The following is a 12,271-nucleotide window of genomic DNA, read 5'->3' as shown; positions in this document are numbered from 1 at the left end:
ACTGCTATATCAATTAGGTATTAAAAGTGTTACCCTGTTTTCAATTAGTTGAGCAAACATTTTTCTTCAAAAACATTTCCATCTTCGTCAATGGCTATAAGGATTTCTTTTTTAGGAGTATGAGTTAGTGTCACATAAATCCAGACCAAAGACCAAATCCCGATGGTGAGGCAAAAAAGTACTAGGTGTACATTGTGGTTGATGTTTTTTTGTTCTTTTGTCAAAACCACATAGGGTAATTTGGTGTTGTATTCGGTTATTTTAAAACCGGCTTTTATTTTATTCGAAAGCTTTTTAGAAAAGTTTTTAGTACTGTGTGCTTTATTTTTCATAGTTTCTAAATTGAAATTATTCTTCTGCTATTAGTCTTATATCCATTTGATTTTATAATTGTTACCCCTTAAATCCGTTTTTATTTCAGATTCTTTTTTACATTAGCAGTTAAAATTTTTTCTATGTCCAAAAATCTATTGCATCCTGATCAATATTTAATAGAAGGATTGGCGAATAACGATTCGGCGATAATCCAGTCCATTTATAAGAAGTTTGTTCCCAAGGTGGTTTCTTATATCAGAAACAATTCGGGCGATGAAGATCAGGCGCAAGATGTAATTCAGGATATCATGATTTTGTTGTTCAATCAGGCTAAAGCCAAGCAATTGCAATTGACCTGTCCTTTTGATGCCTACTTTTTTTTGTTGTGCAAAAGAAAATGGTTGAACGAACTCAAAAAATCGGCTAATAAAGGGGTAACAATTTCCGATGATTTTACATCTACTAATGAACCCACAGAAGAAATGGTGGCACAAACAGAGGTGTTTGAAGAAAAGCAACAGCTTTTTGATACCATGTTTCAGCGATTAGGTGAAAAATGCCAAGAAGTTTTAAAGTGGAGTTTTACTTTGAAATCAATGGAAGAAGTAGCCGAAAAACTGAATGTAACTTATGGTTATGTTCGAAAGAAAAAATCGCTTTGTACTGGTCAATTGACGCAGTGGATTCAGGAAAGTAGTCGTTTTAAATCATTAAAAAAATAGAAGTCATGAACGAGGACAAATACATATTATTCGATCAATATCTTCAGGACGAATTGTCAGACGAGGCCCGATTGGATTTTGAAAACCAACTTTTGGAGAATCCTGAATTGGCTTCTGAATTTGAAACTTTCAAAGAAGTACAATTACAGTTAGAAACAAAATTTGATTTTGCAGTTGATAGAGATACATTTGAAGCAAATTTAAAAAGAATTTCTAACGAACATTTTAAGCCTAAAAATACTAAAGTGATTTCGTTGAAACCTTGGGCGTATTTAGTTGCGGCATCAGTGGTTTTGTTATTGGGATTGTTTTTGTTTAATCCTTCCAAACCTAGTTTTGAGGATTACAATCAATACGAAAACGCTTATTTAACCGAAAGGGGAGATGAGGTTGCGAATTTAAAACAAGCTGAAATAGCTTTTAATGCTAAGGATTATAAAACCGCTATTCCGCTTTTTGAGTCTGTTTTAAAAGTAAATAAAACAGCAGAGATTCAGTATTTTTATGGGATTTCCTTATTAGAAAACGACCAAATTGAAAAAGCAGAAGTAGTTTTTAACGAAATAAAATCAGGAAATTCGGTTTACAAAAACAAAGCGATTTATGCTTTGGCTTTAGCCAAATTGAAACAAAAAGAGTATCAATCCTGTAAAAAAATCCTGTTGACGATTCCTTCGGATTATGAAAATTATGAGAAGGTTGAGGAATTGCTGGATAAATTGGATTAAGTTTTTAAACACATAAGAAACAAAGGAAAACCAAAGACACAAAGATTTTATACTTTGTGTCTTTGGTTTTTAATGGGATTAAAATAAAACTTTTGTGTCTTTTGTGTTTAAATTTTAAAAAACTTTGCAATTTTGCATCCTTAAAACAGCAACATTGGAAGCAAAACCCATAATTACCGATACCCACACGCATTTATACAGCGAGGATTTTAATGAAGACAGAGGTGAAATGATGCAACGTGCCCTAGCGGCTGGTGTGACTCGTTTTTTTATTCCAGCCATCGATTCGGCTTATACGGCTGCAATGTATGATTTGGAAGCGAAATATCCGGAAAATGTTTTTTTAATGACTGGGGTACATCCTACGCATGTGAAGGATAATTATCTGGACGAATTAGCTCATGTGGAAGAAGAACTGAAAAAAAGAAAATTCTATGCTATTGGCGAAATTGGGATTGACTTGTATTGGGACAAAACCCATTTGAAAGAACAACAACTGGCTTTTAAAAAGCAAATCCAATTGGCAAAACAATATCAATTGCCAATTGTGATCCATTGTAGGGACGCATTCGATGAAGTTTTTGCAGTTTTGGAAGAAGAAAAAGCAGATGACTTATTTGGAATTTTTCATTGTTTTTCGGGGACATACGAACAAGCTTTGCAGGCTTTGTCTTATAATATGAAATTGGGGATTGGTGGTGTAGTGACTTTTAAAAATGGAAAAATCGATCAGTTTTTGAATAAAATTGATTTAAAACACATCGTTTTAGAAACGGATGCGCCTTATCTGGCTCCGGTTCCTTTCAGGGGCAAAAGAAATGAAAGCAGTTATCTTGTGAATGTAATTGATAAGTTATCACAGATTTACAATGTTTCTGCTGTTGAAATTGCGCAAAAAACGACTGAAAATTCAAAAGCAATTTTTGGGATTTAAAGTAGAATTCGCTAAAATTTAATATTTTTTTTGTTCATTTGTTTTTCTAATAGTACCAAAATGCAAAAGTTTGACGAGATTCGGCCGTATTATGATTCCGAAATAAATAAAGCGATAAAAAAAGTACTTCATCATCCGATGTTGAAGTCATTAATGAATTTCTCTTTCCCCAATGTGGATGATGAAGTATGGAAAGAGCAATTGATGAAAACGCATTCTATTCGTGATTTTCAATGTAATTTTATCTATCAATCCGTTCAAAAAGTATTAGAAAAAAGTTCTGAAGGCTTGTCAACTTCCGGATTTGAACATTTAGAACCTAATACTTCTTACTTGTTTGTTTCTAATCACAGAGATATTTTACTCGATACCACCTTGCTTAACGCTACTTTATTTGAGCATGATTTAGTGATGACCGCTTCGGCCATTGGTGATAATTTAGTAAAACAGCCTTTTTTAAATGTATTAGCTAAACTAAATCGGAATTTTTTGGTACAGCGTGGCTTGCCACCAAGGGAGATGTTGCAAAGTTCCAAAACATTATCAGAATACATAAGTCATTTGTTGCAACATGAAAACCGTTCGGTTTGGATTGCACAACGCGAAGGACGAACAAAAGATGGTAATGACATGACTAATCCCGGGGTTTTAAAAATGCTGGGAATGGCAAATGACGAAGCCAATTTGATGGACTATTTCAAAAAAATCAAAATTGTTCCCGTTTCAATTTCGTATGAATACGATCCTACCGACGCTTTAAAAATGCCTCAATTATTGGCGGAAGCAAATAATGAAGTGTATGTAAAACAGGAAAACGAGGATTTTATGACTATCCTGAGCGGTGCTTTAGGTCCTAAAAAACGTATTTTTATTCATATTGGAAAAGTTCTGGATACTGAAATTGATACTATTATTGCTGAAAACGATAATGTAAATAAACAAATTCAGGCTTTGGCACAAGCCATAGATGATTCTATTTTGAGCAGTTATAAATTATGGCCTACTAATTATATTGCTTATGATATTTTAAATGAAACGGATAAATATTCGCATTTGTATACCGAAGATGAAAAAGCAGTTTTCAAGCGCAGGTTAGAAAAAAGAATTGATGCCGAAAATCCTATAGCATTACAAGGGATATTAGCCATGTATGCTAATCCGGTTGTCAATAAACTGAAATATACCCATGAACTCAAGGACTAAAATTCTTTTAATTTACACGGGCGGAACCATTGGTATGCAAAAGGACTTGAATTCCGGAGCATTAAAAGCGTTCAACTTTAGTAAATTATTACAAAAAATTCCTGAGTTAAAACAATTGGATTGTGAGATAGAAACCCTTTCTTTTGAAAAACCAATTGATTCATCTGATATGAATCCTTCGCATTGGATTTCGATTTCCGGAATGATACAATCCCATTATGAAGCATTTGATGGTTTTGTGGTGCTTCATGGTTCTGATACCATGTCGTACACAGCATCGGCACTGAGTTTTATGCTCGAAAATTTAGCTAAGCCGGTAATTCTAACCGGTTCACAATTGCCTATTGGTGATTTGCGTACAGATGCCAAAGAAAATCTGATTACAGCCATTCAAATCGCCTCTTTACAGCAGCATAATAAAGCGGTTATTACTGAAGTTTGCCTTTATTTTGAATACAAATTGTATCGCGGCAACAGAACGACTAAGATTAATTCTGAAAATTTCAATGCTTTTTGTTCCCCTAATTATCCGGCTTTAGTAGAATCAGGAGTGAATTTAAATCTGAAATCTGATTTGTTTTTAACTAATGATGATTCTAAGGATTTGATTGTTCATACTTCTTTTGACACCAATGTGGTTATTTTAAAAATGTTTCCCGGAATGAGCGAAAGTGTTTTTACAGCCATTTTAAATATTCCAAATCTTAAAGGAATTGTGCTGGAAACCTATGGTGCCGGAAACGCTACCACCGATGAATGGTTTATCAAAGCCCTGACGCAGGCAATAGAAAGCGGAAAGCATATTGTGAATGTTACGCAATGCTTAACAGGTACAGTAAATATGGGACAATATGAAACGAGTTCAGTCTTGAAGCAAATAGGAGTAATTTCCGCTAAAGACAGTACAACAGAGGCTGCAATTACTAAACTGATGTTCTTGTTGGGGCAAAATACACCTCCAAACCATTTTAAAACAGTTTTTGAAACTTCTTTACGGGGAGAAATGACATAATATTTCAAAAAATATTTTTCTAAGTCAGATTTTTTCATGTTATTTGCAATCCCAAAAAGAGAGGTGTCCGAGTGGTTGAAGGAGCTAGCCTGGAAAGCTAGTATGTGGGTAACTGCATCGAGGGTTCGAATCCCTTCCTCTCTGCTGATTAAAATTCAAATGGAATAAAACCTCGAAAATCTTAGTTTTCGAGGTTTTTTGCTTTTAAAATGATTCCATGTTGAAATCTTCGAATGAGTAGAGTCAGTTATTAGTTACAAAAATTTTATTCTGGAAAAAGATTCTAATAGGAGATGAATTACTTGATGATGTTTTTGTTGAGTACGACAAGATTAATGATATTAATGTCAAATACAGCAGAATCTGGATCTGAATTCAATAATATTATGCTAATTTTATGAAATCTCCATAGGTGTTGCATAATTCAAGAAGCTTAAATTGCATTTTGGTTGATAAATCCTTAATGGAAATTTTCTTAATGAGGATGAACGAGTTATGGTTTCATTAGTGTTTTTATTAGCTCCCTGAGAGGGTTTTCTCTTTTATTTTTAACTTTAAAATTATGAACAACGGAAAAAAACTTAATGCAGTTTGTTTTGGAGAGGTGCTTTGGGATGTCTTCCCTACACACAAAAAAATTGGAGGAGCACCTTTGAATGTGGCGCTTCGATTGAATTCATTTGGCATTCAAACCACAATGATCAGTCGGGTGGGAGTAGATGAAAATGGTTCCGATATCAAAGAATTTATTCAAGACCATCAGAGCGATACTCAATTTATTCAGGAAGGAGCTGATTACAAAACCGGTGTGGTTAATGTCATGATTAACGAAAAAGGAAATGCCTCTTATGATATTATGTATCCTTCAGCTTGGGATAAAATCCAACTGACCGATGAAATGATGGAATTGGTTTCAAAAGCAGATGCATTCGTTTTTGGAAGTTTGATTTGTAGAGACGAAGTGTCAAGAAAAACCTTGTATGCTCTTTTGGATGTTGCAAAATACAAAATACTGGATGCCAACCTGAGAGCTCCTTATTATACTACCGAAGTGCTTATCGAGCTAATGTCAAAAGCTGATTTTATCAAATTGAATGATGATGAATTACGAGAAATAAGTCGGGAACTAGATTCTCCATACAATTCTTTCGAACAAAATATTAAATTTATAGCTGAGAAAACAAAAGCCAGACACATTTGTGTAACCAAAGGAGAATTTGGAGCGGTATTGTATTATGATGTAAAGTTCTATTATAACAGTGGTTACTTTATAAAAGTGGTGGATACAGTAGGTGCCGGAGATTCTTTTTTAGCGTCATTAACCATGAAATTGCTCAAAGGGAAATCACCTCAAAAAGCATTAAACTATGCTTGCGCAGTAGGTGCTTTAGTTGCCGGACAGGAAGGTGCAAACCCTGAGATTTCAGATGTTGAAATTAGAAAATTCATGATGCTTAAAGAGCCTAAAAGTAAATAATTTTCATCAGTTCTCTGTTTTTTCAAACCACTATTAAATAAAAAAGGCATTAAGACCTCGAAATACGATAGGATTTCGAGGTTTTTTAGCATAAAAAAAATTACAAAGAACTCCTCATAATCAGGCTGCTTTTATTCTCAATTTGTTCTTTGCTTTGCTTTAAGATCAATTCGGCCAGAACACATCCCATTTCTTTAAAATCAGTTGAAATAGTAGTTATTCCGTCGGCTACTACTTTTTTTAGCGGAGTATCATTGTAGGAAATGATTCCCAAATCTTTGCCTATAACTAGTTTTTGCTCCTTGGCCTGCTCAATAACATTTACCAGATGACGGTCGTCAGGAATGAGGTAAAGATCGCCAGATTGTATTTCGTTTTGCTCAAAATTTGAAATGATATCGTAATGAAATTCATGTTTGTTGCAAAAATCGATGAATCCTTCTTTCATTCCTACAGGTTGTTTGTAACTGGAAAAAATCAAGATTAATTTTTGGTATTTTTTAATTTTATCTTTCCCGGACTCCAGAGCATTAAAAGTGTCTTTAGCGTGATTTTGATGTATGGATGGATAGTTTTTTAATTCTGCATTAGTCTGATCCAGAATTAATACGTCTTGTGGAGGTAATGTTTTGATTATCGCAGCGGCATTAACTAAATTGGTAGGCATGATAATGTATTTAGAATAATTGCCATTGTTATCATGAATGAGTTTTTTAAAAACTTCCGGGTTGAAATAGTGGAAAAAAATATCAATTTGCGCATTTCTGTTGATGGTTTCCAGAAATGAATTGTAAAGATCTTCTTTAAAGGCGTTCAATTCATCAAACAATAAAAAAATACGTTGCTCAAAACTAAAGTCCTCACTTTTTACATAATAGCCTTTGCCTAAAATAGCATAAATAATTCCTCTTTTTTTAAGTTCGTCATAAGCCAGTAAAACGGTATCTCTGGAAATTCCGAATTCCAGTGATACTTTGTTTACAGAAGGCAGTTTATCTCCTCTTTTTAGACGTTTTTCGGCTATTGATACTTCAATAGACAGGATAATTTGTTTGTATTTGGGTAAATTCTGCCTTTTATTGATAGATATTATTTTCATAATAAAAATGTGAGGGTATAAATATAAATAAATAACCGGTGTGTGGTAGTATGGTTTTGGACTTCTTTTTTTTATCAATACTTTTTTCAATAACTATTATTGTTTACATCTGGTAGATAAAATCATAAACTGGTAGGTGCTGGTTTGTTTTTGTTAGTGTTGTACATACATTTGTTATTTAGTCCATAAAAATAATATTGAAAAAAAATAGATTTGCTATTTTATTCTAAAATAGGGTTTTGGATATTGAAAATAAGATTTTCTAAAAAATAGAAATATGAAGATGTATTGTAATAAAGTAGCAGTCATTGTTAAGGGCTTACTTTTAGTGATTCTTTTTTTTCCTGCTGTAATTTTGGCGCAGATAAATACTAAAGTAAGCGACATTGGTTTGGGCTGGAGTAATAACTCTGTAAATACAGTGATTTTTAGAAATAAAGCACTCACTACTTTTAAAGGAATTCAATACACTGCTTATTACAATCAGGAAGGAAAAATGGTTCTGGCAAAGCGTAAACTGAATTCTCAAAAATGGGATGTAGTGGTTACTTCCTATGCTGGAAATGTAAAAGATGCGCATAATGATATAAGCATTGCTATAGATAGTAAAGGGTTTTTACATGTAAGCTGGGATCATCATGATACCCATTTGCGATATGCAAGAAGCACACAGCCGTATAGTCTCGAATTAGGAAAAGAATTGCCAATGACCGGAACGGATGAAGCTAAAGTAACCTATCCGGAATTCCATAATTTACCCAATGGAAAATTATTGTTTTGTTACCGTTCGGGAGCTTCGGGAAGAGGAAATATGATTATGAAAGTGTATGATGTTGAAACTCAAAAATGGACTGCGTTACAAAATAATTTAATTAATGGCGAAAATCAGCGTTCAGCCTATTGGCAAATTTGCGTAGGCGAAAAAGGGATTTATCTTTCCTGGGTTTGGAGAGAAAGCTGGGATGTTTCGACAAATCACGATATTTGTTATGCTTTTTCAGCTGATGGCGGACAAACCTGGCAAAAATCAACCGGAGAAAAATACCAATTACCTATCACTAAAGCTACTGCTGAAATTGCCTGGGAAGTATCTCCAAACAGTAGTTTAATCAATCAGACTTCAATGACTGTTGATGAAAATGGTAATCCTTATATTGCCAGTTATTGGGATAATGACGGGGTGCCACAATACAAAGTAGTGTATCTCAAAGAAGGAAAATGGAATTTAATCAATACGGATTTTCATCATAAAACATTTGCTTTAGGCGGAGGAGGAACGAAAAGAATCCCTATTTCCCGTCCGGAGATTTTAGTACACAAATCGATGTTGTATTTACTGTATCGGGATGAAGAAAGAGCCAATAAAATTACCTTGGCTTATGCCAATTTGAAACAGAAACAATGGCAATTAGAAGATGTTAGTCCAAATTCGGTAGGACAATGGGAACCTAATTTTGATAAAGAACTTTGGGCAACCAAAAAACAATTACATATTTTTTCTCAAAACGTTACTCAAACCGACGGAGAAGGATTGGCAAAGGTAGCACCACAGCCGGTTCAGGTTTTGGAATTAAAAAAAATGCCTTTAATTCGGAACAAACAATATTAAAAAGAACACTAAAAACCACTAAAAAATAAGAGAATGAAAAGAAAAATTATGTTAGCGTTGCTGGTAGCTGTGCAGTTAGTTTCGGCACAACAGCAACAAAATGAATGGGAAAACCCAACTATCGTTGACAGAAACAAAGAAGCAGGGAGGGCTACTTTTGTTTTGTATCAAAATGAAGCTATGGCGACTAAAAATAAACCGGAAGCATCGGCTTATTATCAAAGTTTAAATGGCGATTGGAAGTTTAACATTGTTAAAAAACCAGCCGATCGTCCGCTGGATTTTTACAAAGCAAACTTAGATGATAAAAGCTGGAAAAATATTCCGGTACCTTCAAACTGGGAAATGGAAGGTTATGATATTCCAATTTATACTAACATTGTGTATCCTTTTCCAAAGAATCCCCCTTTTGTAGACAACACTTACAATCCGGTAGGGAGTTACCGTAAAACATTCACAGTGCCGGAAAACTGGTCGGGCAAAGAGGTGCTTTTACATTTCAATTCTATTTCGGGATATGCACGCATATTTTTAAATGGCAAAGAAGTGGGGATGACCAAAGCTTCCAAAACAGCAGCCGAATTTGACGTCACTTCCTTTTTACAAAAAGGAGAAAATCTTTTGGCGGTACAAGTGTTTCGCTGGCACGACGGCAGTTATTTAGAAGATCAGGATTTTTGGCGTTTGAGCGGTATTGAGCGAGATGTCTATTTGCAGGCGACTCCTAAATTAACTATTTGGGATTATTTTGTAAATGCCGATTTGGACGAAAATTATACCAATGGGCTTTTTAAAACAACTGTTCAGTTAAGAGCTTTTCAGCAAAATAAAATTAAAAATGCCAATCTAAGTTTGACTTTATTAGATGCTCAAGGCAAAAAAGTGTACAGTGAAACGAAGAAGGTGACCAATGCAACGAAGGAAGTTGTTTTTAGTTCGACGATTAATAACGTGAATAAATGGAGTTCAGAAACGCCTTATTTGTACAGTTATATTATCAAATTAGAAACTGCTAATCCTGCCGAAAATTCAGTGATTTATCGCAAAGCAGGTTTTAGAAAAGTGGAAATTAAAAATGCCCAACTTTTGGTAAACGGAAAAGTAATGTTAGTGCGTGGCGTAAACATTCACGATCATCATGAAACCAAAGGACATGCACCTGACAGACCAACGATGCGCAGAGACTTGGAATTGATGAAACAAAATAACATCAATGCTATCAGAATGAGTCATTATCCGCATGACCCGTATTTATATGAATTATGTGATGAGTATGGTATGTATTTAGTAGACGAGGCTAATATTGAAACGCATGGAATGGGAGTTGATGGGCAAAAATCATTAGACGAAAATATTCATCCGGCATATGTTCCGGCATGGGCTCCTGCGCATTTGGATCGCATTAAGCGTATGTTAGAAGCTGATAAAAATCATCCTTCGATTATTATTTGGTCAATGGGTAACGAATGTGCTAATGGTCCTGTTTTTTATGAAGCTTACAAATGGTTGAAAAACAGAGATACTTCGAGACCGGTACAATTTGAACAATCTAAAGAAAACCCAAATACAGATATTGTGGCGCCAATGTACCCAAGTATCAAATACATGAAAGAATATGCAGCTGCAGATAAACCCAGACCTTTTATTATGTGTGAATACTCACATGCGATGGGAAATTCTAACGGAAATTTTCAGGAATATTTCGATATCATCAACAGCAGTCCGCACATGCAGGGTGGATTTATCTGGGACTGGGTGGATCAGGGTATTAAAACTCAGGATAAAAACGGAACCGTCTTCTATGCATACGGAGGTGATTTAGGAGGGAAAGATTTGCAAAATGATGATAACTTTTGTGCCAATGGTTTGGTGAGTGCCAATAGAATGCCACATCCGGGATTGGCAGAAGTGAAAAAAGTATATCAGGATATTTTGTTTAGTTTGAAGGTGACAAACCAATTGACAATCAAGAATATTTTTCATTATACGAACTTAAATCAATATCAGTTCAAATTTGAATTGATTAAAAACGGTCAGGTAATCCAGAAGAAAACATTCGATGTAGATTGCGCTCCTGAGAAAAGTACAACGCTGGATTTGCCAATTGAAGCCTTGACTGAGACCGGAGAATATTTCTTAAATGTTTATGCTTATACAAAAATAGCAACAGATTTAGTTCCGGCGAATCATGAAATTGCCAGAGAGCAATTTGCTATTGGAAAAGGAAATTTCTTTGCAGAAAAAACAGCCGAAATAGCTAAAAAGAAGGAATTAAAAATCAGGAAAAAAGGCAATGAATTGTCTTTTGAGACTAAAACAATTGCCGGTACTTTTGATTTGGCTAAAGGAGAAATTAAAAGCTATAATTTTAAAGCTGAAAATGCTGAAATTATCACACATTTCCCAACGCCTTATTTCTGGAGAGCACCAACAGATAATGATTTTGGAAACAAAATGCCGGAGAAATTAGCCATTTGGAAAGATGCTCATTTGAATCCGGAAGTACAATCGGTTACGGTAGGGAAACAAACCGATTTAGGATTACCTATTGATGTTCAATATGTTTTAGCTGGAGCCAATGCGCCTTACACAGTGAATTATCTGATCCAGAATAATGGCGAAATTAAAGTCACAGCCAGCATTGATATGACTGATAAAAATTTACCGGAATTGCCACGCTTTGGAATGCGAGTAGAGCTTCCGGGTGCTTTTGAGAATTTAAGTTACTACGGTCGTGGGCCCTTAGAAAATTATTCCGATAGAAAAACGGCTTCTTTCGTGGGGACTTATGAAGACAAAGTAGCAAATCAGTTTGTATGGGAATACATTCGTCCACAGGAATGTGGTTATAAAACAGATACACGTTGGTTTTCTTTGCAAAACAGCAAAGGTTTAGGATTGAAAATTACCGGGGAACAGACTTTAGGATTTAGTAGTTTAAATGTTTCGACAGAATCTTTAGATCCTGGAAAAGCCAAAAATCAACGTCATACTAATGATGTGAAACCGCAAGACAAGGTATATGTACATGTCGATTTAGCACAACGCGGAGTAGGAGGCGATACGAGCTGGGGTGCTTATCCGCATTCGCAATATTTACTTAGAGCTCCTAAATACAGCTATAGTTATACATTGAGTTTAATGAATTCTACTAAATAATATAATTAACGCC

Annotated in this window: 10 protein-coding genes and 1 tRNA gene; 9 read left to right on the top strand and 2 right to left on the bottom strand. The window is 34.8% G+C overall.

Translation table 11 applies throughout. The features are described from left to right. Window positions 1-44: 44 nt before the first annotated feature. Window positions 45-332, bottom strand: coding sequence for a hypothetical protein (locus ACSV4D_RS07050; protein WP_439227650.1), 288 nt, complete (start codon window positions 330-332; stop codon window positions 45-47). 123 nt (window positions 333-455) lie between these two features. On the opposite strand from ACSV4D_RS07050, the gene ACSV4D_RS07045 reads away from it, so the two are divergent. The 7 genes from ACSV4D_RS07045 (at window position 456) to ACSV4D_RS07015 (ending at window position 6,391) form a co-directional block, all read left to right on the top strand. Beyond that, window positions 456-1,037, top strand: a complete 582-nt coding sequence (locus ACSV4D_RS07045; RefSeq protein WP_439227649.1) for an RNA polymerase sigma factor — start codon at window positions 456-458, stop codon at window positions 1,035-1,037. A 5-nt stretch (window positions 1,038-1,042) separates the two neighbouring features. After that, on the top strand, window positions 1,043-1,765 hold the full coding sequence (locus ACSV4D_RS07040; RefSeq protein WP_439227648.1) for a tetratricopeptide repeat protein: 723 nt from the start codon (window positions 1,043-1,045) through the stop codon (window positions 1,763-1,765). A 154-nt stretch (window positions 1,766-1,919) separates the two neighbouring features. Next, window positions 1,920-2,699, top strand: coding sequence for a TatD family hydrolase (locus ACSV4D_RS07035; RefSeq protein ID WP_439227647.1), 780 nt, complete (start codon window positions 1,920-1,922; stop codon window positions 2,697-2,699). Between the two features lie 60 nt (window positions 2,700-2,759). Then, window positions 2,760-3,902, top strand: coding sequence for a 1-acyl-sn-glycerol-3-phosphate acyltransferase (locus tag ACSV4D_RS07030; protein ID WP_408081605.1), 1,143 nt, complete (start codon window positions 2,760-2,762; stop codon window positions 3,900-3,902). Continuing rightward, entirely contained in the window at window positions 3,886-4,914 is a 1,029-nt protein-coding gene (locus tag ACSV4D_RS07025; protein WP_439227646.1) for an asparaginase, read from the top strand. Before ACSV4D_RS07030 ends, ACSV4D_RS07025 begins: the two co-directional genes overlap by 17 nt. 57 nt (window positions 4,915-4,971) lie before the next feature. Next, window positions 4,972-5,058, top strand: a tRNA-Ser gene (locus tag ACSV4D_RS07020). Window positions 5,059-5,476: 418 nt separating this feature from the next. Beyond that, window positions 5,477-6,391, top strand: coding sequence for a carbohydrate kinase family protein (locus ACSV4D_RS07015; RefSeq protein ID WP_439227645.1), 915 nt, complete (start codon window positions 5,477-5,479; stop codon window positions 6,389-6,391). Window positions 6,392-6,491: 100 nt separating this feature from the next. Here ACSV4D_RS07015 and ACSV4D_RS07010 read toward each other — a convergent pair whose 3' ends face one another. Then, window positions 6,492-7,490, bottom strand: a complete 999-nt coding sequence (locus tag ACSV4D_RS07010) for a GntR family transcriptional regulator (RefSeq protein ID WP_439227644.1) — start codon at window positions 7,488-7,490, stop codon at window positions 6,492-6,494. A 277-nt stretch (window positions 7,491-7,767) separates the two neighbouring features. On the opposite strand from ACSV4D_RS07010, the gene ACSV4D_RS07005 reads away from it, so the two are divergent. Together ACSV4D_RS07005 and ACSV4D_RS07000 are read left to right on the top strand one after the other, a co-directional pair. Continuing rightward, on the top strand, window positions 7,768-9,099 hold the full coding sequence (locus ACSV4D_RS07005; protein ID WP_439227643.1) for a BNR repeat-containing protein: 1,332 nt from the start codon (window positions 7,768-7,770) through the stop codon (window positions 9,097-9,099). Window positions 9,100-9,132: 33 nt separating this feature from the next. Continuing rightward, window positions 9,133-12,258 carry a glycoside hydrolase family 2 TIM barrel-domain containing protein gene (locus tag ACSV4D_RS07000; RefSeq protein WP_439227642.1) on the top strand — a complete coding sequence of 1,042 codons (3,126 nt, stop codon included), beginning with the start codon at window positions 9,133-9,135 and terminating at the stop codon, window positions 12,256-12,258. The last annotated feature ends 13 nt before the right edge of the window (window positions 12,259-12,271 follow it).

Source organism: Flavobacterium sp. ARAG 55.4 (assembly GCF_051846875.1).
In the GTDB taxonomy this organism is placed as follows: Bacteria; Bacteroidota; Bacteroidia; order Flavobacteriales; family Flavobacteriaceae; genus Flavobacterium; species Flavobacterium plantiphilum.
The sequence above is the reverse complement of the archived record's forward strand: the minus strand, read 5'-3'. Positions and strand labels throughout refer to the sequence as shown.

Excerpts from the sequence above, each read along its gene's own strand:
- ACSV4D_RS07050 (WP_439227650.1), bottom strand. The coding sequence starts at position 332 with ATGAAAAATAAAGCACACAGTACTAAAAACTTTTCTAAAAAGCTTTCG.
- ACSV4D_RS07045 (WP_439227649.1), top strand. The coding sequence starts at position 456 with ATGTCCAAAAATCTATTGCATCCTGATCAATATTTAATAGAAGGATTG.
- ACSV4D_RS07040 (WP_439227648.1), top strand. The coding sequence starts at position 1,043 with ATGAACGAGGACAAATACATATTATTCGATCAATATCTTCAGGACGAA.
- ACSV4D_RS07030 (WP_408081605.1), top strand. The coding sequence starts at position 2,760 with ATGCAAAAGTTTGACGAGATTCGGCCGTATTATGATTCCGAAATAAAT.
- ACSV4D_RS07025 (WP_439227646.1), top strand. The coding sequence starts at position 3,886 with ATGAACTCAAGGACTAAAATTCTTTTAATTTACACGGGCGGAACCATT.
- ACSV4D_RS07015 (WP_439227645.1), top strand. The coding sequence starts at position 5,477 with ATGAACAACGGAAAAAAACTTAATGCAGTTTGTTTTGGAGAGGTGCTT.
- ACSV4D_RS07010 (WP_439227644.1), bottom strand. The coding sequence starts at position 7,490 with ATGAAAATAATATCTATCAATAAAAGGCAGAATTTACCCAAATACAAA.
- ACSV4D_RS07005 (WP_439227643.1), top strand. The coding sequence starts at position 7,768 with ATGAAGATGTATTGTAATAAAGTAGCAGTCATTGTTAAGGGCTTACTT.
- ACSV4D_RS07000 (WP_439227642.1), top strand. The coding sequence starts at position 9,133 with ATGAAAAGAAAAATTATGTTAGCGTTGCTGGTAGCTGTGCAGTTAGTT.